Origin of the sequence: Hydrogenophaga taeniospiralis (genome assembly GCF_020510445.1) — a bacterium.
GTDB lineage: Bacteria > Pseudomonadota > Gammaproteobacteria > Burkholderiales > Burkholderiaceae_C > Hydrogenophaga.
This window is the reverse complement of the sequence record NZ_JAHBAG010000001.1, coordinates 2,204,076-2,228,532: the sequence shown is the minus strand read 5'-3', so window position 1 is coordinate 2,228,532 and position 24,457 is coordinate 2,204,076. Positions and strand designations below refer to the sequence as shown.

Annotated in this window: 23 protein-coding genes; 11 read left to right on the top strand and 12 right to left on the bottom strand. The window is 67.5% G+C overall.

All coding sequences use genetic code 11. From position 1 onward, the window contains the following. Genes KIH07_RS10680 through KIH07_RS10670 form a run of 3 tightly spaced genes read left to right on the top strand, consistent with a single transcriptional unit; the run spans position 1 to position 2,959 of the window. Complete coding sequence (locus tag KIH07_RS10680; protein ID WP_226491942.1) at positions 1 to 867, top strand: branched-chain amino acid ABC transporter permease; 867 nt, start codon at positions 1 to 3, stop codon at positions 865 to 867. Then, complete coding sequence (locus KIH07_RS10675; protein WP_226491941.1) at positions 864 to 1,817, top strand: branched-chain amino acid ABC transporter permease; 954 nt, start codon at positions 864 to 866, stop codon at positions 1,815 to 1,817. Before KIH07_RS10680 ends, KIH07_RS10675 begins: the two co-directional genes overlap by 4 nt. Next, complete coding sequence (locus tag KIH07_RS10670; protein WP_226491940.1) at positions 1,814 to 2,959, top strand: ABC transporter substrate-binding protein; 1,146 nt, start codon at positions 1,814 to 1,816, stop codon at positions 2,957 to 2,959. The genes KIH07_RS10675 and KIH07_RS10670 overlap by 4 nt, the downstream gene beginning before the upstream one ends. Here the strand turns inward: KIH07_RS10670 and KIH07_RS10665 are convergent. Genes KIH07_RS10665 through KIH07_RS10650 form a run of 4 tightly spaced genes read right to left on the bottom strand, consistent with a single transcriptional unit; the run spans position 2,949 to position 7,724 of the window. Further along, complete coding sequence (locus tag KIH07_RS10665; protein WP_226491939.1) at positions 2,949 to 3,602, bottom strand: HAD family hydrolase; 654 nt, start codon at positions 3,600 to 3,602, stop codon at positions 2,949 to 2,951. The genes KIH07_RS10670 and KIH07_RS10665 overlap by 11 nt on opposite strands. Beyond that, on the bottom strand, positions 3,599 to 4,885 hold the full coding sequence (locus KIH07_RS10660) for a Tm-1-like ATP-binding domain-containing protein (RefSeq protein WP_226491938.1): 1,287 nt from the start codon (positions 4,883 to 4,885) through the stop codon (positions 3,599 to 3,601). The genes KIH07_RS10665 and KIH07_RS10660 overlap by 4 nt, the downstream gene beginning before the upstream one ends. Continuing rightward, positions 4,882 to 6,246 (bottom strand): aminotransferase class III-fold pyridoxal phosphate-dependent enzyme, encoded by a 1,365-nt coding sequence (locus tag KIH07_RS10655; RefSeq protein WP_226491937.1) that lies wholly within the window; start codon positions 6,244 to 6,246, stop codon positions 4,882 to 4,884. Before KIH07_RS10655 ends, KIH07_RS10660 begins: the two co-directional genes overlap by 4 nt. Before the next feature lie 17 nt (positions 6,247 to 6,263). Beyond that, on the bottom strand, positions 6,264 to 7,724 hold the full coding sequence (locus tag KIH07_RS10650) for an NAD-dependent succinate-semialdehyde dehydrogenase (protein ID WP_226491936.1): 1,461 nt from the start codon (positions 7,722 to 7,724) through the stop codon (positions 6,264 to 6,266). A gap of 320 nt (positions 7,725 to 8,044) precedes the next feature. On the opposite strand from KIH07_RS10650, the gene KIH07_RS10645 reads away from it, so the two are divergent. The 3 genes from KIH07_RS10645 (at position 8,045) to KIH07_RS10635 (ending at position 11,888) form a co-directional block, all read left to right on the top strand. Further along, positions 8,045 to 9,565 carry an APC family permease gene (locus tag KIH07_RS10645; RefSeq protein ID WP_226491935.1) on the top strand — a complete coding sequence of 507 codons (1,521 nt, stop codon included), beginning with the start codon at positions 8,045 to 8,047 and terminating at the stop codon, positions 9,563 to 9,565. A 95-nt stretch (positions 9,566 to 9,660) separates the two neighbouring features. Continuing rightward, entirely contained in the window at positions 9,661 to 10,944 is a 1,284-nt protein-coding gene (locus KIH07_RS10640) for an aspartate aminotransferase family protein (RefSeq protein WP_226491934.1), read from the top strand. Continuing rightward, positions 10,941 to 11,888, top strand: a complete 948-nt coding sequence (locus KIH07_RS10635; protein WP_226491933.1) for a phosphotransferase enzyme family protein — start codon at positions 10,941 to 10,943, stop codon at positions 11,886 to 11,888. Before KIH07_RS10640 ends, KIH07_RS10635 begins: the two co-directional genes overlap by 4 nt. A 23-nt stretch (positions 11,889 to 11,911) precedes the next feature. On the opposite strand, the gene KIH07_RS10630 is transcribed toward KIH07_RS10635, so the two are convergent. Together KIH07_RS10630 and KIH07_RS10625 are read right to left on the bottom strand one after the other, a co-directional pair. After that, a complete protein-coding gene (locus KIH07_RS10630) occupies positions 11,912 to 12,916 on the bottom strand; it encodes a helix-turn-helix domain-containing protein (RefSeq protein WP_226491932.1) in 1,005 nt (334 codons plus the stop codon). Positions 12,917 to 13,002: 86 nt separating this feature from the next. Continuing rightward, positions 13,003 to 13,782, bottom strand: coding sequence for a glycoside hydrolase family 25 protein (locus KIH07_RS10625; protein ID WP_226491931.1), 780 nt, complete (start codon positions 13,780 to 13,782; stop codon positions 13,003 to 13,005). Between the two features lie 172 nt (positions 13,783 to 13,954). Between KIH07_RS10625 and KIH07_RS10620 the strand changes: the two genes are divergently transcribed. Next, the gene (locus KIH07_RS10620; RefSeq protein ID WP_226491930.1) at positions 13,955 to 15,646 is read left to right on the top strand and encodes an AMP-binding protein; all 1,692 of its coding nucleotides are present in this window, start codon (positions 13,955 to 13,957) and stop codon (positions 15,644 to 15,646) included. On the opposite strand, the gene fghA is transcribed toward KIH07_RS10620, so the two are convergent. Beyond that, complete coding sequence (gene fghA / locus KIH07_RS10615) at positions 15,647 to 16,483, bottom strand: S-formylglutathione hydrolase (RefSeq protein ID WP_226491929.1); 837 nt, start codon at positions 16,481 to 16,483, stop codon at positions 15,647 to 15,649. A gap of 5 nt (positions 16,484 to 16,488) precedes the next feature. Continuing rightward, positions 16,489 to 17,595, bottom strand: coding sequence for an S-(hydroxymethyl)glutathione dehydrogenase/class III alcohol dehydrogenase (locus tag KIH07_RS10610; protein ID WP_226491928.1), 1,107 nt, complete (start codon positions 17,593 to 17,595; stop codon positions 16,489 to 16,491). Between the two features lie 81 nt (positions 17,596 to 17,676). Between KIH07_RS10610 and KIH07_RS10605 the strand changes: the two genes are divergently transcribed. Continuing rightward, on the top strand, positions 17,677 to 18,498 hold the full coding sequence (locus KIH07_RS10605; protein WP_226491927.1) for an endo alpha-1,4 polygalactosaminidase: 822 nt from the start codon (positions 17,677 to 17,679) through the stop codon (positions 18,496 to 18,498). 2 nt (positions 18,499 to 18,500) lie between these two features. Here KIH07_RS10605 and KIH07_RS10600 read toward each other — a convergent pair whose 3' ends face one another. Both KIH07_RS10600 and xdhC read right to left on the bottom strand, forming a co-directional pair. Next, on the bottom strand, positions 18,501 to 19,697 hold the full coding sequence (locus KIH07_RS10600) for a urate hydroxylase PuuD (RefSeq protein ID WP_226491926.1): 1,197 nt from the start codon (positions 19,695 to 19,697) through the stop codon (positions 18,501 to 18,503). Between the two features lie 195 nt (positions 19,698 to 19,892). Continuing rightward, positions 19,893 to 20,723, bottom strand: a complete 831-nt coding sequence (gene xdhC / locus KIH07_RS10595) for a xanthine dehydrogenase accessory protein XdhC (RefSeq protein WP_226491925.1) — start codon at positions 20,721 to 20,723, stop codon at positions 19,893 to 19,895. A 403-nt stretch (positions 20,724 to 21,126) separates the two neighbouring features. Between xdhC and KIH07_RS10590 the strand changes: the two genes are divergently transcribed. Then, positions 21,127 to 21,474, top strand: a complete 348-nt coding sequence (locus KIH07_RS10590) for a hypothetical protein (protein WP_413465733.1) — start codon at positions 21,127 to 21,129, stop codon at positions 21,472 to 21,474. Positions 21,475 to 21,483: 9 nt separating this feature from the next. Here the strand turns inward: KIH07_RS10590 and KIH07_RS10585 are convergent, their stop codons facing one another. Together KIH07_RS10585 and uraH are read right to left on the bottom strand one after the other, a co-directional pair. After that, entirely contained in the window at positions 21,484 to 22,308 is an 825-nt protein-coding gene (locus tag KIH07_RS10585; protein WP_226491924.1) for a tetratricopeptide repeat protein, read from the bottom strand. Between the two features lie 104 nt (positions 22,309 to 22,412). Then, positions 22,413 to 22,766: a hydroxyisourate hydrolase gene (gene uraH / locus KIH07_RS10580; protein ID WP_226491923.1), complete on the bottom strand. Its 354-nt coding sequence runs from the start codon at positions 22,764 to 22,766 to the stop codon at positions 22,413 to 22,415. Between the two features lie 70 nt (positions 22,767 to 22,836). Between uraH and KIH07_RS10575 the strand changes: the two genes are divergently transcribed. Then, on the top strand, positions 22,837 to 23,502 hold the full coding sequence (locus tag KIH07_RS10575; protein WP_226491922.1) for a GntR family transcriptional regulator: 666 nt from the start codon (positions 22,837 to 22,839) through the stop codon (positions 23,500 to 23,502). Next, complete coding sequence (puuE, locus tag KIH07_RS10570) at positions 23,499 to 24,449, top strand: allantoinase PuuE (protein ID WP_226491921.1); 951 nt, start codon at positions 23,499 to 23,501, stop codon at positions 24,447 to 24,449. The genes KIH07_RS10575 and puuE overlap by 4 nt, the downstream gene beginning before the upstream one ends. The last annotated feature ends 8 nt before the right edge of the window (positions 24,450 to 24,457 follow it).

Sequence of the window (24,457 nt, the reverse complement as noted above, 5' to 3'; positions counted from 1 at the left end):
ATGGACTGGCTATCGACCTTGATCAACGGCCTGCTGCTCGGCGGCCTGTACGCGCTGTTCGGCCTGGGCCTGGCGCTGGTGTTTGGCGTGATGCGGGTGGTGAACCTGGCGCACGGCGAATTCATCGTGCTCGGCGCCTACGCCGGCTTCTTTCTGGTGGGCTGGTTCAGCGCCGTGCCGGTGTGGCTCATGCTGGTTCCGGTGGTGCTGATCGGCTACACCTTCGGCTGGCTGCTGCAGGCCACGCTGCTCAACCGCGCGGTGCGTTCGGGCAATGTGCTGACCCCGCTGGTGCTGACCTTCGGCCTCTCGGTGCTGCTGCGCAACGGCATGGTGGAAGTCTTTGGCGCCGACTCGCGCGCGGTGGACGCCGGCGCGCTGGGCAGCGCGAGCATGGACCTGCTCGGCATCTCGGTGGGCGTGTACCCGGTGCTGATGCTGCTGCTGGCGCTGGCCCTGTTCGCCAGCCTGCAGTGGGTGCTGCAACACACCGAGTTCGGCCGCACGGTGCGCGCCACCGCCGATTTTCCGGACGTGGTGCGACTCATGGGCGTGAAGCCCGAGCGCGTGTTCTGCCAGGTGATGGGGCTGGCGGCGGCCTTCGCCATGGGCGCGGGCTACCTGCTGGCACAGCGCACGCTGTTCACGCCGTTCTCGGGCGTGGAGCGCATGTTGGTGGCGTTCGAGGTGGTGATCATCGGCGGCCTGGGTTCGTTCTGGGGCGCCATCGCGGGGGGCCTGGTGCTGGGTGTGGCCCAGCTCTTCGGCCAGCGCATCGACTCCAACGCCGGTTCGCTCTACGCGCACCTGCTGTTCCTGATCACCCTGATGGTTCGCCCCAAGGGCCTGGCCGGAGGTCGCGCATGAAAACCTCAACCTGGTCTCCCCTGGCCTGGACCCTGCCCTGCGCCGTGGTCGCCTGGCTCGCACCGCAGTGGCTGGACGCGGGCCTGATGCGCCTGGCCAGCGAGGTGCTGCTGGCCATCTGCCTGGCGCAGATGTGGAACCTGCTGGCCGGCTACGGCGGCCTGATGTCGCTGGGCCACCAGCTGTTCATCGGCGTCGGCGCCTACGCGCTGTTCGATCTGGCGCAGCGCACCGGCGTCTCGCCCTTCTGGCTGCTGCCGCTCACCGGCCTGGCCGGCGCGCTGTGCGCGGCGCTGATCGCGCCCGCCCTGTTCCGCCTGCGCGACGCCTACTTCGCCATCGGCATCTGGGTGGTGGCCGAAGTCGTGGCGCTGCTCGTCTCCAAGACGGCGGCGCTCGGCGGCAACGCCGGCCTGACGCTGGACATGTCGGCGCTGGACGACATCGAGCTCTTCGGGCAGATGAGCTTCTGGCTCGCCTGCGCGCTGGGCATCGTCTCGGTGGCCGGCCTGCAACTGCTGATGCGCTCGCGCCTGGGCCTGGCCATGACCGCCGTGCGCGACAACGAGGTGGCCGCGCGCAGCGTGGGCATCGACGTGCAGCGGGTGCGCCTGATCGCCTTCGTCATCTCCGGCGGCATGAGCGCGCTGGCGGGCGCGGTGTATTTCATGGGCGGCATGTTCCTGGTGCCCAGTTCGGCCTTCGACGTGAACTGGGTCGTGATGATGCTGTTCGCCACACTCATCGGCGGCATCGGCACCATCGGCGGCCCGGTGATCGGCGTGCTGATCTGGTTCGGCCTGCGGGAGGTTCTGGCCACGTCGCTGGGCATCTCCGGTGGCTGGTACCTGATCGCGATGGGCGCCGTGGCCGTGGTGGTCAGCCTCTATGCGCCGCGCGGCCTGCTGGGCCTGCGCCTCCCGGCATCGGCCAGAAGGGCGACTTCATGAAACACCATGCTCTGGTCGTGGCCCTGGCCTCGGCGCTGGCTGCGGCCCATCCCCTGCACGCCCAGGAGAGCGACCAAGGCCCGATCGTGGTGGGCGCCGTGAGCAGCCTCACTGGGCCGGGGGCCTCAGACGCCAGCACCCTGGCGGCCCGGATGTATTTCGACGCGGTCAACGCCGCCGGTGGCATCCAGGGCCGGCGCATCGAATACCGCGTGATCGACGACCAGATGCATCCCACCAAGGCACAGCAGGCGGCCACCCTGCTGGCGGGTGACCCTCGCGTGATCGCACTCGCCGGCGGGTCCAGCGTGCTCGAATGTGCGGTGAACCAGCAACGCTACGCCACGGCCGGTCTGTTCAACCTGCCCGGCGCCGGGGTGGACCCGGCGTGTTTTTCGTCGACGCACATTGCACCGGTGAACACGGGCCCCTATGTGGCCACCGCGACGGCCCTCACGTTCGCGCACACGGTGCTGCGCCACGAGCGCATCTGCGTCGTCTCGCCCGCGCTGCCGGGCATGACCGAGGCCTTCGAGAAAACGGTCAAGGACTGGACGCAGCGCTCGAAAGCGCCCGCGCCTTCACTGGACGTGTACCGGCTCGAAGACCCGTTGCCCCCGCTGGTGCAGCGGGTGGCGGCCCGCCAGTGCCAGGTCATCGTGTACACCGGCCCCGGCGGCCCCGCCATCGGCTGGGTGCTGGCAAGCCGCCAGGTGATGCCCAAGGTCCCGGTGGTGATGCTCACGTCCGCCTACACCTCGCAGGCGGCCAAGGCACTGGCGAATGCGGGCGATGGCCTCTACGCCATGGCCGAGTTCGACCCATGGTCCAGCGGCTCGCTGCAGATCATGGGCTGGCGGCGCCTGTTGATCGCCCGCCAGATCGAGCCCAGTTCGCTTTCGCAGGGCGGCCACATCGCGGCGCAGGTGCTGGTAAACACGCTGCAGGGCATGCACGGCCCCATCCACCGGGCCAGCGTGTCTCAAGCCCTTGAGACCATGGCGCCCTGGCGCAGCGGCATGATGGACCAACCCTTCAAGGTCGGCACCAACGGGCAGCACCAGCTCAACCGCAGCGCGCTGCCGATGAAGCTGGAAGCGGGCAGGTGGCGCATCGCCCACGCCCGGTGGATCAGCGACTGATCCCCAACAGTCTCCGGGCCATCGCAAACGACGTGGCCGGCTGCAGCACATCGAAATGCACCACCCGCATGCCGGCCTTCACGCCGCCGTCGGCGTTGCGCTTCTGGTCATCGACGAACACACATTCGCCAGCGGGCAGCCCCAGCGCCTCGGTCACGGCCGCGTAGGCGCGCGGGTCGGGCTTGAGGATGCCGGTGTAGGTGGCGTCCACGATCACGTCGAACATCTGCAGCAGCGGCAGGCGCTTGCGGAAATCGGCGCCGTAGAACAGGTCCAGCTCGTTGGAGAGGATGGCCAGGCGCTTGCCGGCGGCTTTGGCTGCCTCGATGGTGGCCACCGCCTCGGGGCGGATCACGGCCTCCACGTCGGCGCCGCGTGCGCGCTGCACGAAGGTTTCCATCGAATCCCACTCTTCGCCAACGAGACGGCCGACCTCGCGGGTGCGGGCCATCCAGTAGTCGCGCTCGCTGAGCTTGTCCGCCTGCATGGCCTGCCAGAGCGGGTCGGAGGCGGGGTCGAAGGGGCCGCGCCAGGTGAGCGTGCCGGGCGGCAGGCCCAGCGCCTGTTCGGTCAGGGGGTGCGTTTCAAACAGCATGCGGCTGATGACGCCGCCGAAATCGAGCACCAAGGCTTGCGCGGTCATGCGGTCTTCCTTGCTTCAGCGGCATCCACCACCCCGGCAGGCACCAGCCCGGCCACCACCCAGGCGTCGAACACCTTGAGCGCGGCCTGCACAAAGGCCTCGTCGTTGATGTGCGCGTCCACCGGCTGGAACACGGTGTTGGGCGAGACCACGTGGCACATCTCGTCCACAAAGGCTTTCAGGCCCTCGGGGTCGTGCAGGGCCTCGCCGGGCCGGTCCCACTGCTCCACGCCACCCGTGGGCAGCAGCAGGCAGGTGGGGCCGGTGGCTTCGGCCAGCCGGTCGCTGATGGCGCGCGCCACGCTGCGGCGCATGTCGTGGTCCACGCAGACCGAGGCGATCAGGCGGTTGTGGTCGTGCACGGCGCGCCCGGCGAAGCGCTCGGGGCAGCGCGTCCAGGCGGCGAAGTCCACCATGTCGGTGGCGCCCGGTGCCACGATCTGCGGCACGCCGGCGCGGCCCGCCCCCAGCAGGCGCTCGCTGCCGGCGCTCACACAGCTGCCGGCCAGGTCGTTCACCAGCTCCTGCAGGCTGAAGTCCATCACCGCGGCAAAGTAGCCGCGCCGCGCCAGGTCTTCGAACGCGCGCCCGCCCATGCCGGTGGTGTGGAACACCGCCAGCTCGTAGCCGCGCGCCTCCAGCGCCGGCTTGAGCTTCTTCATATAAGACAGCGCACTGCTGCCCAGCGAGGTCATGCCCACCACGGGGCGCGGGTCGGCGTCGACCCGGCGCGCCTGGCAGGCGCCCACCACCGCGCCCGCGGCCTGGCTCAGCGCCGACTTGCACAGGCGGTTCAGACCGTAGAGGCCGCCGGCCCACAGCCGCATGATGAGATCGGGCGGGATGCGGTCGGGCGGGATCAGCGGCGAATACGCGATGGTGGAGAGCACGACCTTGGGCACCCCCAGCGGCAGGCGGTTGGTCACGTCCAGCGCGAGGTCGGTGCCCATGGTGCCGCCCAGGGCCAGCAGGCCGTCGAAACGGCCTTCCAGGTACCACTGGTTGGCAATCAGGGCGGCTCCGTCGGCCATGAGCTTCATGGAGGTGTTCTCGTCGCCCGTCTCCATCACCTGCTGCAGCGTCACGCCCGCGGCAGCCGCCACCTCGCTGTTGAGGATGTCGGGCGTGAAACCACCCCGGCCGAGCACGCCCACGTCCATCACCAGGGCCGTGCCGCCGCAGTGTTCGACCGACTCGCGCAGGAAGGCGATCTCGTCGCTCTTGGTGTCGACGGTGCCGATCAGCAGGATGACCGGCGCGCGACCCGCTCTGGTGGGGCTCACAGCGTCGCCTCCACCGCCGCGAACGACGCCTCCAGCACGTCGCACAGGTGGTTCACCTCGTCGGCCGAGATCACCAGCGGCGGCGAGAGGATGAGGTTGGGGCCGGAGATGCGCACCATCAGGCCGCGCCGGTAGGCCTCTTTCGCCACCCGCGCCGGGATGTCGCTGCTGCGCGGCATGGGCGTGCGCAGGGCCTTGTCGTCCACCATCTCGATGCCCAGCATCAAGCCCACGCCGCGCACGTTGCCGACGAAGCTGCAGGTCTGCTCCAGTTTGCGCAAGCGCTCCTGCATCACGGCGCCCACGCGGCCCGCGTTGCCCGGCACGTCCAGCCGTTGAATTTCGTCCAGCGTGGCCAGCGCGGCGGCCGCACCCACCGGGTGCGCACTGTAGGTGTAGCCGTGGCCCACGGCGGCCTGGCCGGTCTTGTCGTCGTCGAACACTTTCGCCACCTTGGCCGAGATGGCCGTGGCGCCCAGCGGCACGTAGCCCGAGCTGATGCCCTTGGCCAGGCACCACAGGTCCGCGTTCACGCCCCACAGCCGGGTGCCGAACAAATGGCCGGTGCGGCCGAAGCCGGTGACCACCTCGTCGGCGATCAGCAGCACGCCGTGCTTGTCGCAGATCTTGCGCACCAGGGGCCAGTAGTTGGCCGGCGGCACGATCACGCCGCCCGCGCCCTGCACCGGCTCGGCGATGAAAGCCGCCACGGTGTCCGGCCCCTGGAAGACGATCTCGCGCTCCAGCAGCTCGGCGCAGATCTCGCCCAGCTCCAGCGGGTCGTCGGTGTAGGGGTTGCGGTAGAGCCAAGGCGTGTCGATGTGGAAGCAACCGGGCAGCAGCGGCTCGTAGGCGCGGCGGAAGTTGGTGTTGCCGTTGACGCTCATGCCACCAAAGTGCACGCCGTGGTAGCCCTGTCGCAGGCTGATGAACTTGAAGCGGTCCTTCTCGCCGCGCAGCTTGTGGTACTGGCGCGCCAGCTTGAGCGCAGTCTCCACCGCGTCCGAGCCGCCGCTGGAGAACATCACGCTGGCCACGCCGTCGGGCTCCATCAGCTTGACCAGCCGGGCCGAGAGTTCGATGGCGCGCGGGTGCGAGGTGCCGCGGAAGGTGTTGTAGAAGGGCAGCTCGTCGAGCTGGGCCACGATGGCGTCGCGCACCGCCGTGGCGCTGTGGCCCAGGTTGCTGGCCCACAGGCCGCCCACGCCGTCCAGCAGCTTGTGGCCGTCCACGTCCCAGATCCAGCAGCCCTCACCGCGAGCCACAATGTCGGGCTTGGTCTTCTTCATGGCCGCCGGGTGCGCCATGGGGTGCCAGAGGAACTCGGCGTTGTCGGCTTTGAGTTGTTCGATGCTGTTCATGTGATGTGCTCCCGGGTTCAGAACGGTTGGCCTACCGTGATGGTTTTGATTTCGGTGTAGTGCGTGATGCCCTCGGGGCCCTGTTCGTGGCCGATGCCGCTCTCGCGGATGCCGCCGAAGGGCAGCTCGGGCTGCGAGACGCCGAAGTGGTTGATGCCGACCATGCCAGCCTCGATGCCCTCGCCCAGCCGATGCGCGGTGTGCAGGTCGCGCGTGAAGGCGTAGGCGCCCAGGCCGTAGGGCAGCGCGTTGGCCTCTTCGATCGCGCCGTCCAGCGTGTCGTAGGGCTGGATCACGGCGATCGGGCCAAAGGGCTCCTGCTGCATCACCCGCGTGCTGGCCGGGGCTTCGGCGAAGACGGTGGGTTCGAAGAAGAAGCCGGGCCGCTGCACACGGTGGCCGCCGGTGAGCAGGCGCGCGCCCTGGCCCACGGCATCGTCCACGAAGCGCTCCATGTCCTCGATGCGGCGCGCGTGCGTCAGCGGTCCCATCTGGGTGGCAGCGTCCAGGCCCGAACCGAGCTGCAGCTTCTGCGCGGCGGCGGCGAAACGTTCGCTGAAGACGGCCAGTTGCGCGCGCGGCACGTAGAAGCGGATCGGCGAGGCGCAGACCTGGCCCGCGTTGCGGTACTTGGCGCTGACCGACTGCTTGAGCACGAAGTCCAGGGCGCTGCCTTCGCACATGTCATCGGCCACGATGACCGGCGCGTGGCCGCCCAGCTCGCCGGTGAAGCGCTTGACGTGGCGCGCGGCCTGCTCGCCCAGCAGCTTGCCGACGGCCACCGAGCCGGTGACCGAGACCTTGGCGATCTCGGGCCGCTCGATCAGGAACGAAGACACCAGCGCCGGATCGCCCCACACGAGGTTGATCGCGTCGGCGGGAACCCCCGCGTCGAGGAAGCAACGCACCAGCAGCATGGCGCTGCCCGGCGTTTCTTCGGCCGGCTTGAGCACCACGCTGCAGCCCGCGGCCAGCGCGCTGCCGAGCTTGCGGCTGGGCAGGTTGACCGGGAAGTTCCAGGGCGTGAACGCCGCCACCGGGCCCACCGGCACGCGGGTGACGGTGTGCGAGAGGATGCCGTCCACCCGCGGCGCCACGCCGCGGCCATAGAGGCGTTTGCCCTCTTCGGCCTGGACATCGATGATGTCGGCCGAGAGCAGCACCTCACGCTTGGCTTCGGCCAGCGGCTTGCCCTGTTCGAGCGTGAGCACCGTGGCGATCTCATCGGCGCGCTGGCGCAGCAGTTCGGCCGCGCGGCGCAGGATGACGTAGCGGTCGTGCGGGCGCACGCGGCGCCATTGTTCAAAACCGCGCTGGGCCGATTCGGCGGCGGCCGCCAGCTCGGCCGGGCCGGCCAGGGGCAGCATGCCCAGCGAGGCTTCGTCGGCTGGGTTGATCACCGGGCGTTCGCCGCCCGATCCGCTGGACAGCCATTGGCCGGCCACGTGAAGTGAAAGAGCAGGGTAGTGGGCAGTCATGCGGCGCACTGTGCCTGTCACACCCGGATGGGCGTGATCGGAAATGCGCAAAACCACCTCTCGGGTTTACCCTGAGTGCCCTTTTTTCGCCCCGGTTCAGGGTGTCCGATGGCAGAAAGCCAGGACGGAGCGCGCCCAGGAGGGAACGTCTGTCGCTTCATGGTGCTCAGCGCAGCAGCACCGCAGCCGATTGGGAGAAACCCGGACCCCATCGTGCGCAGTTTTGATAACCCGTTTGGCCGCCCGTCCCTAGCATCCGTCCACCCTGGCGCCAAAAGCCAGTGGCACGGATCACACAGACACAACGACGAGGAACAGCCATGAACACCGCCTCCACTTCACTTTCATCGTCCGGGCCCGCCCCGGGCACCGAGTCCTCCCTGCGTTCCGGCCGCCTGGGCGTGATCGGCATCGTCTTCTTCGTGGTCGCCGCCGCTTCGCCGCTGGTGGGCATGACCGGGGCACTGCCCGCTGCCATCCTGCTGGGCAACGGCGCCGCCGCGCCGGGCGCCTACCTGCTGGCGGGTCTGATCCTGCTGCTGTTCAGCGTGGGTTATGCCGCCATGAGCCACCAGGTGACCAACTCCGGCGCGTTCTTCGCCTACATCGGTCGCGGCATGGGCCTGCACCTGGGCGTGGGCTCGGCCTTCGTCTCGCTGCTGGCCTACCTGGCCATCCACTTGTCGATCTTCGGCTTCTTCGGTGGACTGATGGCCGAGCAGGCCGGGGGGCTGCCCTGGTGGGGCTGGTCCCTGGTGGCGTGGGCCGCGGTGACCTGGTTGTCGCTGCGCAGTGTCGACGTGGGGGCGCACGTGCTGGGTCTGTTGATGGGGCTGGAGCTCCTGAGCCTGGTGGTCACTGCGGTGGCGATCTTCGTGCAGGGTGGCCCGGAGGGGTGGAATTTTGCGGCGTCCTTCAGCCCGGCCAACATCCTGGCCGGTGGTCTGGCGGGCTCCGCCGGCATCGCGCTGGCCTTCGCGTTCGCCTCTTTCGTGGGCTTCGAAGCCACCGCCATCTACGGTGAAGAATCGGTCGACCCCAAGCGCACCGTGCCGCTGGCCACGTACGTCGCCGTGGTGCTGATCACCGTCCTGTTCGCCTTCACCTCGTTTGCGGTGGTCAGTGGCCTGGGCGCTGGCAAGGTGATGGACCGTGTGGTCGAGCTGTCGTCGGTCGACGGCGCGCCCCTGGTCAATCCCGCCAATGTGCTGTTCACGCTGGCCGGCCAGTATGTGGGTGACTGGCTGTCTGCGCTGATGAAGAGCCTGGTGCTCTCCAGCCTGTTTGCCGCCATGCTGGCGTTCCAGAACTCCGCCGCGCGCTACCTGTTTGCCCTGGGCCGTGGCGGCACCCTGCCGGCCGCACTGGCCAAGGTCAACCCGCGCGGTGCACCGTCGGCCGGCTCGATCATCGTCTCGGTGATCACCGCTGCTGTCATTGCGCTCTTTGCGGTGGCGGGCCTGGACCCCATCCTCAACATGTTCTTCTGGTTCTCCGGTCTGGCGGTGGTCTCCATCCTGCTGATCGAGATCCTGGTCTGTCTGGCGGTGATCGCCTGGTTCCGCCGGGTGCCCGGCGATGCGAACCTCTTCCAGTCGCTGATTGCGCCGGTGCTGGCCACCGTCGGTCTGTCGGTCGGGCTCTACCTCCTGTTGGCACGGTTCGGCCTGCTGACGGGGGCCGTCGCCGAAGGCATGGACCCGACGACCACCTCCTGGGCCATGAATGGTCTGGGCTGGTTCATGGCGCTGATGCCCTTTGGGGTGCTCGTGCTGGGCTACTTCTTCGCGATCGTTCGCCACAAGGAGAACAAGGAACTGATCCAGGACGTGATCTCCTGAAGGTTTCCTTGTCTGGACGCATGTGCTGAAGAAGTTCTGGCGCCGCAGGCGCCAGAACTCGTTTTTCCTGGTTGGCTGTTTTGATGGAATCTGCAATGAATGAAACCGAACTGATGGAGAGAAGGCGCTCCCTTCTCGGGCCGAATGTGTCCACCTTCTACCAGCGTCCGATCCACATCGTGAAGGGCGAGGACGTGTGGCTGTGGGACGCGGAGGGCCGCCGCTACCTGGACTGCTACAACAACGTGCCCCACGTCGGGCACTGCAACCCGAGGGTGGTGGACGCGATCTGTTCGCAGAGCGCACAGCTCAACGTGCACAGCCGCTACCTGCACGAGAACCTGGTGAACTACGCCGAGAAGCTGACGTCCACCTATGGCGGCGAACTCTCCAACGCCTTGATCACCTGCACCGGCTCCGAGGCCAACGACATCGCGCTGCGCATGGCCGAGGCCATGACCGGCAAGCGCGGGGTGATCGCCACCGATGCCACCTACCACGGCAACACCAGCCTGGTGAGCCAGCTGTCGACCGGCAATGCGCCGAAATTCGGTTACGGGCTGGACCAGTACGTGCGCCATGTCGAGGCGCCCGACAGCCTGCGCATCGACGACCCCCAGGGGCTGCGCTTCGCTGCGAAGGTGCAGGAACAGATCGACGAGCTGGAGCGCTCGGGCATCGGCTTCGCGGCGCTGATCGTGTGCCCGCTGTTCTTGAACGAAGGCTTTCCCACCCAGGCCCCGGGCTGGTTGCGCCCGACGGAGCAAGTGGTCCGTGACGCCGGTGGCCTCCTGATCTGCGACGAGGTGCAGTCGGGCTTTGCCCGCAGCGGCAGCCATTTCTGGGCGCACCAGAAGCAGGGCGTGACGCCCGACGTGGTCACGATGGGCAAACCCATGGGCAATGGCTACCCGGTGGCGGGCCTGGTCACGCGGCCGGAGGTGATGGAGCGCTTTCGGAACTCCTACCGCTACTTCAACACCTTCGGCGGCAATCCCGTCGCCTGCGCGGCCGCCATGGCGGTGCTGGAAGAGATTCAGCAGCGCAACCTGCAGGCCAATGCCGCCAAGATCGGTGCCCTGGCCGCGAAGGCGCTGAACCAACTGTCCAGAAAGTACGGCGTCATCGGCGACGTTCGACAGAGCGGCATGGTGTTCGGCGTCGAGTTCCTGAAGGACAAGACCACGCTGGAGCCCGCCTCGGGTTTCGCTGACCAGGTGGTGGAGGCGATGCGCGACCGGGGTGTTCTGCTCTCCAAGCTGGGACGGCACAAGAACACCCTCAAGATCCGCCCGCCCATGACCTTCTCGGAAGAACACCTGGGCCTGCTGGTGCAGACGCTGGACGATGTTCTGGCCGAACTGGCGCCGCTGTCATGACGGATCTCGCCCAAAAGGCGGCTGCCGAATGGGGCCTCGCTCATGCGCGCCTGCGGTTCGTGGCGGGTCGGGAAAACCAGGTCTATCGGGTCTCCGACGCCACCGGCGACTACGCCCTTCGTCTCAAACGCCCCGGCTACCGCAAACCCGTCGAAATCGAGTCCGAGTTGATGTGGATGGCGGCACTGGATCGGGCGGGCATCCTCGTGCCGAGACCCGTTCCTTCCCGGCGGGGGCATTTGATGGAACAGGTGGACGGCCATCTGGTGGACCTGTTGACCTGGATGCCTGGCCAGACCTTGGGCGCGCTGCTGACCGAGAGCACCGACGCCGACGCGCAAGCGCTGTTCCACAACCTGGGCCGGTGCACGGCGCTGTTCCATGCGGCTTCCGATGCCTGGGCCAAACCCGTCGGTTTTGCGCGCGTCACGTGGGACGCCGACGGCCTGCTGGGCGAGGCGCCGCTCTGGGGACGCTTCTGGGAACATCCAGCGCTGCCGGCCGAAGACAAGGCCCTGTTTGAGGACTTCAGGGCCAGGGCGGCGCAAGCCCTGCGCCTGATGGCCAGCGGCCTCGACCATGGTTTGATCCATGCCGATCTCGTTCGCGAAAACGTGTTGATCAGCGATGGCCGGATCGGGATGCTGGACTTCGACGATGGGGGCTGGGGTTATCGGGTGTTCGATCTGGCCACCACGCTGCTCAAGTTCCTCGACGCGCCCAACTTCTCCAGGCTGAAAGATGCGCTGCTACGGGGCTACCTGAGCGTCAGGTCGATCGACACGGGTTGTCTCGACCTGTTCCTGGCGCTGCGTGCGGTGACCTATGTCGGATGGATTGTTCCTCGCCTGGGCGAAGACGGCGCTCTGGATCGCAGCCATCGCTACATTGCGACCGCTCGAAATACCTGCTCACGCTATTTGATGAATTCGTCGGACAGCTGATCGACGACCCAAGGGCCCCATGTCTATCGGCGCCATGCCCGCGCCAAGGTCTCGGACGGCAGTTCGAAGAAGTGCTTCTTGTAGTCGAGCGAGAACTGGCCCAGGTGCCAGAAACCCCAGCGCGCGGCCACGTCCTGCACCGTGTCGGACGCGCTGGCGTTCTTCAGGCCGCGCCGCACGCCGTTGAGCCGCAGCGCGCGCAGGTACTGCGTGGGCGAGGTGCCCAGCACGTCCTGGAAGCAGTAGTTGAGCTTGCGCCGGCTCGCGCCCACGCGGCTGCACACCTGCAGGATGGACAGCGGTTCGTCGGGGTGGGCCAGCATCAGCTCACAGGCTTTGTCCACCATGCGCTTGCGCCGCTCCAGGGTGTCGAGATCGGAGATGTCCACCGACGGCGGCAGCGCTTCGATCCACTCGATCAGGATGTCGTCACGCAGTTGGTTCAGGGCCGACGCATCGGGGTACTGCTGCGCCAACGCGAGCGACTGCTGCAGCGCCTGCAGGTGCCGCTGGCGCAGCATGTCGGCGGCGGCGCTGGAGGCCTCCAGCACCAGCTGGTGCTCCAGCCAGCCGGCCAGGGGCTTGTGGTACATGAGCTCCCACAGCGGGTTGAGTAGGCTGCGCTCGACCACGATCGCGATCATGGCGTGGTTGACCGGCGTGACCACGTCGATCTGGTTGCCGCGCCCGCACATGATCGCGTCGGGCGCGACCTTCTGGCCATGGAAGAACACCGGCGACGGCGCCTGCACCGACATGGCGAAACCGTACACGCTGTCGCCCAACTGGCCGCGCTGGCGCACGGCCAGATTGGTGCGCTCGCCAAACAGGCGCAGGCCTTCGAGCTGCACCATGGTGAGCTCGCCACGGAAGCTGCCCTGTGAGAGCTGCTCGTAGCCAAACCGCCACGAACCCTGCGCCGCGGCGTGGGCGTCCACGTCGAAGGTCAGCACCGCGCGCGCCCAGCCGCTGGCGGGCTCGGCGTCGTCGGATTCAACAGGGGTGACTGGTTGGGTCATGGTGTGCATGGGCATGCGTTGCAATAACCGTACCGCAAGACGCCGTCGGCCGCAGCCTAACAGCGGGCGATCCCACTGGAGGCTCCACCCTGCCGTCAGCGCGGACTTTTCGTCGCCGGGGAAACCGGGGAGGTCTTCACCGCGCCGTTCGCCCCGGCACTTTTCGAAGGCAGCCGCAACAGCTGCAGGCTCGCGGCGTCACCATTGAACACGTTGCCGTCAATCGGCGCCTTGGCGCCCGGGGGCTGCCAGGTTTCGGTGTACTGCCACAGGGTCCAGCTGGACCAGCCGTCGGGCACGGTCGGCGCGGGCACACCGTACTGGGCCACCCACAGCGGATGGCCCGGGAAGTGCTGGCGCATCGCGTGGTTCCAGAAATCGGGACCGGTGTAGATGATGGCGGGCTGGCCGTAGTGCGCTTCCAGCGCGTTGAGGAAGGCGGCGAACTGGGTGTGCAGGTCGCCGTCAACCGGCGCCTTGATGCGCTCGATGTCCACGACCGGCGGCAGGTCACCGGGTTGCAGATCGACATGGCGGATGAACCACGCCGCCTGCGCGGCTCCGTCGTCGTTGGTCTCGTAGAAGTGGTAGCCGCCGCGCAGCAGGCCGGCCGCCTGCGCGGCGCGGAAGTTGTCGGCGAACGCCGGGTCCAGGTAGTCCATCCCGTCCGTCGCCTTGATGAAGACGAAGCGCACGCCGCCGGCGTACAGCGCGGTCCAGTCCACCGCCGTGTTGTGGTGCGAGGTGTCCACCCCCTGCGGCTGGTCGCCCGGGGTCGCGGCGCCGGCCATGCCAGCGACCCACCAGACGAGCAGCAGGCCCCATCGGGCCAAGGGATGGCGGAGAACGGGAATGGAGAGGCGTGTCGACCACATGCGCCAAAGTATCGCACCTTGTCCGCGCGCCCCGACCCTCCCACCGCGGCGGCCACCCTGCGGCGAGGCATCCGGGACACATGGCCCCCCGAACAGGTGAAACCCTCTAAACGCTTGGGCGCCCGCTTGGTAGATTGGCGGGTTCACACAACACCCTCAAGGAGACAAGAACATGCCCAAGATCGCGCCCGACCTGCTCGCGCTGCAGCGCCTGTACCACTGGGAGAAGACCACGCCCAACCGCGTGGCCCTCACGCAGCCCATGGGCGCGGGCGCGGTGCAGGACTTCACCTGGAGCCAGATCGGCGATCAGGTGCGACGCATGGCAGCGCACCTGCAGTCCCAGGGCTGGGAGCCGGGCTCCAAGGTGGCCATCCTCTCGAAGAACTGCGCCTGGTGGATGATGAGCGACCTGGCGATCTGGATGGCCGGCCATGTGTCGGTGCCGCTGTACCCCACGCTGGCGGCCGAGACGGTGCGCCAGATCCTGACCCACAGCGAGGCCAAGGCCTGCTTCATCGGCAAGCTCGACGGCTGGGAGGGCATGAAGCCCGGTGTGCCCGAAGGCCTGCCCTGCATCAGCTACGCGCTCTCACCGCTGGACGCGATCGAAAGTTACGAAGGCTGGGACACCATCTGCGGGCGCCACCAGCCGCTGCAGGGCACACCGCTGCGCCAGGGCGAAGAGCTGGCCACGCTGATCTACACCTCGGGCACCACCGGCCTGCCCAAAGGCGTGATGCACAGCTTCGAGAATTTCGCCTGGGCACTCGACTCCGGCCTCAAGCGCATCCCCATGTCGGCCGACGACCGCATGCTGTCCTACCTGCCGCTGGCGCACGTGGTCGAGCGCATGCTGGTTGAACACGGCTGGCTGCGCACCGGCATGCACGTGTATTTCGCCGAGTCGCTCGACACCTTCGCGGCCGACCTGCAACGCGCTCGGCCCACCATCTTCTTCTCGGTACCGCGCCTGTGGGTGAAGTTCCAGCAGGGTGTGCACCACAAGATGCCGCCGGCCAAGCTCAACCGGCTCCTGGGCATCCCCATCCTGGGCGGCATCGTGCGCAGGAAGGTGATGAAGGCGCTGGGCCTGGACCAGTGCCAGTTCGCCGCCGGGGGCGCCGCCCACATGCCACTGGCCCTGCTGCAGTGGTACAGCCGGCTGGGGCTGCACATCAACGAGGGCTACGGCATGACCGAGAACCTCGCGCTTTCGCACATCACCGAGCCGGGCAAGAACCAGCAGGGCACCGTGGGCCCGGTCTACGAGGGCGTCGAACACCGCATCGATCCGGCCACGGGCGAGGTGCAGATGCGCAGCCAAGCGCTGATGCTGGGCTATTACAAGGATCCGGAACGGAGCCGCGAGGCCTTCACCGAAGATGGCTGGCTCAGGACCGGCGACAAGGGCGAGATCGACGCCCAGGGCCTGCTGCGCATCACCGGCCGGGTGAAGGACCTGTTCAAGACCGGCAAGGGCAAATACGTGGCGCCCGCACCGATCGAGGACAAGCTGGTGGAACACGAAGCGGTGGAGGCCTGCGTGGTGACCGGCGCCAACCTGGGCCAGCCGCTGGGCATCGTGATGCTCAACGCCGAGGCCGTGGCCCGGGCGGCCGATGCCGGCGCGCGCGCCGAGCTCGAACACTCACTGGAACAACACCTTCAACGCATCAACGCCACGCTCGACCCGCACGAACAGCTGCAATGCCTCGTGCTCGTGACCACCGCCTGGACGGTGGACAACGATGTGATCACCCCGACCTTCAAGGTCAAGCGCAACCGCATCGAAGACCTGTACGCGAAGCACTACGAACGCTGGGAATCCTCGGGCCGCAAGGTGATCTGGCAAAACAGCTGATCAGGCCAGCAGCGTGCGCGCGTGGTGGCGCAGGTGGTCGTCGATGAACGAGGCGATGAAGTAGTAGCCGTGGTCGTAGCCCGCGTGGCGGCGCAGGGTGAGCGGCTGGCCCGCTTCGGCACAGGCGGCTTCCAGCAGGTGGGGGTGCAGCTCGGCGGCGAGGAACTGGTCCGCCAGGCCCTGGTCCACCAGCAGGGGCGGCGCCTTGTGGCCCGCCTTGATGAGCTCGGTGGCGTCGTGCGCGGCCCAGCCGCTGCGGTCCTCGCCGAGGTAGCCGGTGAAGGCCTTTTCACCCCAGGGGCACTGGCTGGGCGCCGCGATGGGTGCGAACGCCGACACGCTCTGGTACTGCCCCGGGTGGCGCAGCGCCAGGGTGAGCGCGCCGTGCCCGCCCATGGAATGGCCCAAAATCCCCACCCGGTCGGCGCGGGCCGGGAAGTGGGCCAACACGAGGTGGCGCAGCTCCTGCGTGACCCAGGTCTCCATGCGGAAACGGCCCGCCCAGGGCGGCTGGGTGGCGTCGAGGTAGAAGCCCGCTCCGTGGCCGAAGTCCCAGGCGGCGTCGGCCGCGTCGATACCGGTGCCGCGCGGGCTGGTGTCGGGCGTGACGATCATCAGCCCGAGCTCGGCCGCCATGCGCTGGGCGCCGGCCTTGATGGCAAAGGTCTCTTCGGTGCAGGTCAGCCCGGCCAGGAAAAACAGCACCGGCACCGGGCCGTGCGCGGCCTGCGGCGGCACGAACACGCCGAACTTCATGGGCAGACCGATGGTGTGCGAGCTGTGCCGGTAGAAGCCCTGCACGCCGCCAAAACAGTGGTGCTGACTCAGCGTTTCCATGGGTGTCAGTACTCCACCACCGCGCGGATCGACTCCCCGCTCTTCATCAGCTCGAAGCCCCGGTTGATGTCTTCGAGCTTGAGCTTGTGGGTGATCAGGTCGTCGATGTTGATCTTGCCGTCCATGTACCAGTCCACGATCTTGGGCACGTCGGTGCGGCCGCGCGCGCCGCCGAAGGCCGAGCCCTCCCACTTGCGACCGGTGACGAGCTGGAACGGCCGCGTGCTGATCTCGGCGCCCGCTTCGGCCACGCCGATGATGATGCTGCGGCCCCAGCCCTTGTGCGTGCACTCCAGCGCGTCGCGCATCACCTGGGTATTGCCGATGCACTCGAAGCTGTAGTCGGCGCCGCCGTCGGTCAGCTGCACGATGGCGTCAACGACGTTGGCGTGGTCCTTGGGGTTGATGAAGTGCGTCATGCCGAACCGGCGGGCCATGGTTTCGCGCGCGGGGTTCAGGTCCACGCCGATGATCTTGTCGGCGCCCACCATCTTGGCGCCCTGGATCACGTTCAGGCCGATGCCACCGAGGCCGAACACCACCACGTTGGCGCCCGCTTCCACCTTGGCCGTGAAGATCACGGCGCCGATGCCGGTGGTGACGCCGCAGCCGATGTAGCAGACCTTGTCGAACGGCGCGTCTTCTCGGATCTTGGCCAGCGAAATTTCGGCCGCGACCGTGTAGTTGCTGAAGGTGCTGGTGCCCATGTAGTGGAAGATGGGCTGGCCGTCCAGGCTGAAGCGGCTGGTGGCGTCGGGCATCAGGCCCTTGCCCTGCGTGCTGCGGATGAGCTGGCAGAGGTTGGTCTTGCGGCTGAGGCAGAACTTGCACTGGCGGCACTCGGGCGTGTAGAGCGGGATGACGTGGTCGCCCTTCTTGAGCGAGGTCACGCCCGGCCCCACGTCCACCACGATGCCCGCGCCTTCGTGGCCGAGGATGGCGGGGAAGATGCCTTCGGGGTCGGCGCCCGAGAGCGTGTAGTAATCGGTGTGGCAGATGCCGGTGGCCTTGATCTCGACCAGCACTTCACCCAACTTGGGGCCCTGCAGATCGACGGTCTCGATCGTCAGGGGTTCGCCGGCCTTCCAGGCCACGGCGGCGCGCGTTTTCATGAGGTCTCCCTTCCGTTGAAAATGGCTAGGTTAATGCACACAAGCCATCCCTTGTCACCGGAGTCCCAAATGCCCTGTTCAATGTTCTCTCCCATTCGGTTCGTGTTCGCGCTGGCGGTTGCCACCACTGCGGCGCTGGTGAGCGGATGTGGCGGAGGCGATGGTGAAGGAACGTCGTCCCGCTGGACCCCGGCCGTTTCGGACACCTGGCAATGGCAGTTGTCCGGGACCATCAACACCGCCCATGCGGCGAAGGTGTACGACGTCGATCTTTTCGATGCACCGACAGCCACCTTGAACCAGCTCAAGTCCCAGGGCAGACGGGTGGTGTGTTACTTCTCGGCGGGAAGCTCCGAAAACTGGCGGCCCGACTTTTCGCGGTTTGCCGCGGGCGACATGGGCCGCCCACTGGCCGGTTGGGCGGGCGAGCGCTGGCTGGACACCCGCTCGGCCAATGTCCGCGCGGTCATGAAAGCCCGGTTGGAACTGGCCGCCGCCAAAGGCTGTGACGGTGTCGAACCGGACAACGTGGACGCCCACACCAACCCATCCGGCTTCCCGCTGGATGCCGGCACGCAACTCGACTACAACCGTTTCCTGGCCCGCGAGGCCCACGCGCTGGGCCTGGCCGTCGGCCTGAAGAACGACGTCGATCAACTGGCGGCACTGGCGCCGGACTTCGACTTTGCCGTCAACGAGCAGTGCCACGAATACGACGAGTGCGGCGGCTATGCCGCATTCATCAACGCGGGCAAGCCGGTGTTCAACGCCGAGTACCACCGCCGGTGGCGCGACAACGCCGCCGAAAGGGACCGCTTGTGCCAGGCCTCCCGGGCGCTCGGCCTGCGCACGCTGGTGCTGCCGCTGGAACTGGACGACCGGTTCCGCTTCAGCTGCGACTGAGCTCAGTTCACCGGCGCGCCGGCCTTGAACCACTGTGCGAACAGGGCGCGCTCGTCCTCCGTGAGGCCGGTGGCGTTGTTCATGGGCATGGCCTTCATGACCACCACCTGCTGGTAAACCATCTGCGCGTGCTGCTTCAGGCCATCGGCCGAGTCCAGGCGCACCCCCTTGGACTGCAACGCTTCGCCGTGGCACATGACGCAGCGCTGCTCGATCACCGGCCTAAGCTGTGCATAGCCCACCTTGTCGGGCACGGCCACCGCGGCCACCGGCGCCGGCTTGAGCCAGACGATGAGCGCGAGCAGCACCACCAGGCCGACGGCCGCGTAGGGCCAGGGGTGCGGGCAACGCCCGAGCTTGTAGCCGTGGCGCATGACGAAGAACTGGCGGATCGCGGCGCCCGCAAACATCATGCCGATGAGAATCAGCCAGTTGTGTTCGTTGGCGTAAGTGAAGCTGTAGTGGTTGCTCAACATGGCGAACAGCACCGGCAGCGTGAAGTAGGTGTTGTGCACGCTGCGCTGCTTGCCGCGTTGGCCGTGGACCGGGTCGATCGGGCGCCCGGCTTTCATGTCGGCCACCACGGTGCGCTGGCCGGGGATGATCCAGAAGAACACGTTGGCGCTCATCGAGGTGGCGAGCATGGCGCCCACCAGCAGGAAGGCGGCGCGGCCGGCGAACATCTGCGTGGCCGCATAGGCCGCGACGCAGACCAGCACCAGCACCAGCGCGCCGACCTTGGCGTCGCCGTTGCGGGTCTGCCCCAGCGTGCGACAGATGGCGTCGTAGGCGAACCAGAACACCACCAGGAAAGCCAGCGCGGCTGCGATGGCGCCGGCCGGACTCCACGGCATGACCTTGGGGTCGATCAGGTAGACGCTGGGGCTCCACAGGTACGAAATGAGGAACAGCGCAAAGCCCGAGAGCCAGGTGGAATAACTTTCCCAGTAGAACCAGTGCAGGTGCTCGGGCAGCGTGGGCGGCGCGCCCGCGAACTTCACCGGGTGGTAAAAGCCGCCACCGTGCACCGCCCAGAGCTCGCCGCTGACACCGTCCTTCTTCAGCTGTGGGTCAACGGGGGGCGTGAGGCTGCTGTCGAGAAAGACGAAATAGAAGGAAGAGCCGATCCAGGCGATGGCGACGATGACGTGCAGCCAGCGCAACAGCAGGTTGGCCCAATCGAGCAGATACGTTTCCATGGCACCTCAACACGACGACGGACGGGCCGTCTGGGTTTTCGACTCACCACCGCGGGCGCTCTGAGCCGACTGAGGGCCGCGTTTGAACACCCATCCTGGGGATGAGCGCCCTGCTCCGCTGCGACCGGTCAGCCAAAAGTGTATACAGTTTTTGAAGACATTCCAACCAGCCCGAACCCGGAATCTCCGGCGCCTTCAGCGGTCCGGGCCAGCGTGCTCCAGAAGCAACAACTGCGCCACCACCGAAGCGGCGATCACCGCGGGCGCCTTGCCCGTGATGCCCGGCAGGCCGATGGGGCAGGTGATGTGGGCCAGCTCGTCCGCGCTGAAACCGCGAGCTTCCAGGCGGTGGCGGAAGGTCGCCCATTTGGTGCGGCTGCCGATCAGGCCCACGAACGGCAGGTCGGCCTGATCGCGCTGGCGCTGCAGGCAGGCCGCCACGATGTCCAGGTCTTCGGCGTGCGAAAAGCTCATGATCAGCACGCGCGAGCCCGGCGCCAGATCGCGCACCGCGGCCTGCACCGGGTCGGAGTGTTCGGCGCGCACGGCGCCGGGCAGCTCGGCGGGGAAAACGCCGTCGCGGCTGTCCACCCAGAGCACCTCGAACGGCAGGGGCGCCAGCGCCTGCACGAGGGCATGGCCCACATGACCACCGCCGAACAGGGCCACCGGAGTCAGGGGTCGCGCAAGAGCCTCGCGCAGGCGCTCGGTGTCGGCCGCCGTCACCGGCTCAAAGCGCAGCCGCAGCACGCCGCCGCAGCACTGGCCGAGGCTCGGCCCCAGCGCCACGCTCTGCGCCCAGGTTGCCGATGGCGTGCCCGGGGGGGCGCTCAGGTGGGCACGGGCCTGCCGCAACGCGTCCCACTCCAGGTGCCCGCCCCCGATGGTGCCCACCATGCCGCTGGCGAACACGGCCATCCAGGCACCGCTCTCGCGCGGCACCGATCCGCGGGCCTGCGCCACCGTGACCAACACGGCCGGCTCGGTCTGCAGGCGCTGCAGGCAGTGGTTCAGTTCGCTGGGCATTTGTGGTGTGTTTGCCTAAAATATGTGCAGGAATGTAAACGCGGTGAACAGGACCGAGTATCCCCGGCTCTTCGCCCGATACGGCCCACCAAACCGCCATAGACTGCATGGGCCAACCCATATGGCGCCGGTTGGGAACCCTCCTTTTGGCCACAGTGCGCCACCCGATTCTCACCGCTTGAGGGACCCGCGAATCATGAAAACCACCTGTCCGGCGCCGCGCTCCCACAAGGATGCACCGCCTTCGCCCGCAGTGTCCCCCAGCCGACGTGCGCCATGGGGTCTTCTGAGCACCTGCACCGCCCTCTTGCTCGCGTCGTGCGCCGCGCGGGTGCCGCCCCCGCCCACCCCCGAACCCGCCGCACCGCTGCCTCCGCCCGCCACCGCCCTGGAGCCGACACCGGTGTCCAACGCCGTCAGCCCCCGAGACTACCGCCGCGACGGCGCCCGCCACATCTACAGCAAGAACGGGCACCGCATCTACAAGGGCCAGATGCCACCGTTGATGCACGCGGTGGGCGTGCTGCAGGTGGACCTGGACCGCAACGGCCAGGTGCGCAAACTCAACTGGATGCGCGCGCCCAGCCATGCGCCCGATGTGGTGCGCGAGATCGAACGCACCGTCATGGCAGCCGCGCCCTTCCCGGCCCCCGTGCGCCTGGGCGGCGTGGTCTACACCGACGTCTGGCTCTGGGACAAGAGCGGGAATTTCCAGCTCGACACGCTGACCGAGGGACAGCGGGACCGCTGAGCCCCGCCGTTACCGGGGCGCCATGGGCACAAAACCCGGCCCCAGGCTGCTGGCGGCGGTTCGCAGGCATGTCTCCATTCGGCCGACGTACTGCTCAGCGCTGGTGGCCAGGGCTTCTTCCAGGTCCTTCCGGGTGTAAGGTGCGTAGGGCGCTTGCCCCGGTACCGGGATGGTGCAGGCACCGAGGCTCACCCGGGTCGGCTCACCAGCCGAAGGCACCGCCCCGTTCGCGCTCGGCAGCATGCCCTTGATGCGCAGGTTCCGAAGCACCTCTTGCGCCAGCGTGTGGCCGTTCTCGGCCGATCGCGTCAGCCAGCGTTCAGTCTGCGACAAGTCTTTCTCTGTTCCCGGCATGCCATGGACATAGGACAACCCCAACAGGTATTGCCCATCCCTGTGTCCTTGTTGTGCTGCCTTGAGCAGCCATGCCATGGCCTCCGGGAAAGTACCCCTCACCCCTCGGTTGTCCAGATGCAGGATCGCCAACGCGAACTGCGCCTGCGGCAGGCCCTGCAGTGCGGCCCGGTGGAACCAGGCATAGGCCTGCTCGAAGTTGTTTTCCACAACGCCATAGGCCAAAAAGTAGGCCTGCCCCAGATTGTGTTGCGCCCTCGCCTCTCCCTGCTCCGCCGCACGGCACAGCGCCCTCAGATCCCGGGAGTCGACAGGCAGCGCCGAGGGACAGACGATGCGGACCGACGACGCTGGGAGCCCGCCCGCTTCCGCCCCCACCTCCGGTGCGCCGGGAGACGACGGTTTCGCAGCGGCAGTGCCCACAGCGCACAGCATCAAACACCCCAGCGCGAACGCGGGCAGGCGACATGGTTGACTCATTCGGGGGAAACCTCCTTGATCTTTCGGTCGGCGCGCCGACCGAAGTGCCCTGTGGTCGAGAGCTTACCGGCGGCCGATGCCGCGACCACTCATCGTATGCGCACTCAACTGCCCCGATATGTGGAATAGCTCCAAGGGCTCACCAGCAGCGGCACGTGGTAGTGCTCGTTAGGGTGGGCGACGCCGAAATCGAGCGACACGCGGTTGAGGAAGTTGGGCTCGGGCAAGGCCACGCAGCGGCGTGCGAAATAGCCTTTCACGTCGAACACCAGGCGGTAGGTGCCGACCTTGAGGCTGGCGTTGTCGTAGAGCATGCCGTCGGGGTTGCGGCCGTCGGCGTTGAGTTCGAAGCGCTTGACCAGCGTGGCGAAGTCGCCGTCCGTGGTGTAGAGCTCCACCGCCATGCCGGCGGCGGGACAGCCGTGCATGGTGTCCAGAACGTGCGTACTCAAGCCCATGGTGCGTCCTTTGAAAAGCAGTCGACTGAAAGTGTATACACTTTTTGCCTTTTCTGGCTATGATGCCCGCATGGACACCTCCAGCACCCACCAGATCGTCGCGTCGCTCACGCGGGCCATCGTGGAACACCGGCTGCACCCGGGCACCAAGCTGGCCGAGCAGAAGCTGGCCGACCACTTCGGGGTCTCGCGCACGCTGGTGCGCCAGGCGCTGTTCCAGCTCTCGCAGAACCGCCTGATCCGGCTGGAGCCCGCGCGTGGCGCTTTCGTGGCCACCCCTTCAGTGGAAGAAGCGCGGCAGGTGTTCGCCGTGCGCCGCATGCTCGAAACCGAAATGACGCGCGCCTTCGTGCGGCAGGTGACGCCGTCCCGGATCAAGGCGCTGCGCGAGCACCTGGCCCAGGAAAAGCAGGCGATCGACCAGCAGGACGTGAGCGGCCGCACCGAGCTGCTGCGCGACTTCCACGTGCGCATGGCCGAACTCATGGGCAACCAGGTGCTGGCCGAGCTGCTGCGCGAGCTGATCTCGCGCTGCGCGCTGATCACGCTCATGTACCAGAGCACGAACGCGGCCGAACACTCCAGCGAAGAACACGCGGCCATCGTCAAGGCGCTGGCCGCCAAGGACGAAGACACCGCAGTGCGCCTGATGAACGAACACCTGTTGCACGTGGAAGAAGGCCTGACCTTCGACCGCAAGCTGCCGACCAACGACATTTCCATGGCCTTGTCATGACGATCTACGACTCCACCGCACCGTACCCCCGAGACCTGATCGGTTATGGCCGCGACGTGCCGCATGCGCGCTGGCCGGGCGAAGCGCGCATTGCCGTGCAGTTCGTGCTGAACTACGAAGAAGGTGGCGAGAACTCGGTGCTGCATGGCGACGCGGGCTCGGAACAGTTCCTCTCGGAAATGTTCAGCCCGGCGTCGTTCCCGGACCGGCACATCAGCATGGAAGGCATCTACGAATACGGCTCTCGCGCGGGCGTCTGGCGCCTGCTGCGGGAGTTTGAAAAACGCGGCCTGCCGCTCACGGTGTTTGGCGTGGCGACCGCGCTGGAAAAACACCCCGAGCTGACGGCTGCGTTCCAGCAGCTGGGCTACGACATCGCCTGCCACGGGCTCAAGTGGATCCACTACCAGGCCATCGATGAGGCCACCGAGCGCGCCCACATGGCGGAGGCGATGGCGATCATCGAGCGCCTGAGCGGAGAACGTCCGCTGGGCTGGTACACCGGCCGTGACAGCCCCAACACGCGCCGCCTGGTGGCCGATTTCGGCGGCTTCGAATACGACAGCGACTACTACGGCGACGACCTGCCGTTCTGGATGAAGGTGAAGAAGAGCGACGGCAGCGACGCCCACCAGCTCATCGTGCCCTACACGCTGGACTGCAACGACATGCGCTTCGCCCTGCCCCAGGGCTATTCACACGCCGACCCGTTCTTCCAGTACATGAAGGACACGTTCGATGCGCTCTACGCCGAGGGCGACCCGGACGGCCTGGACCGCCCGAAGATGATGAGCATCGGCATGCACTGCCGCCTGCTCGGCCGCCCGGGCCGCATCATGGCGCTGCAGCGTTTCCTGGACCACATCCAGTCGTTTGAGAAGGTGTGGGTGGCGCGGCGGCTGGACATCGCGCGGCACTGGAAGGCCACACACCCGGTGAGTGCCTGAGGTGAACC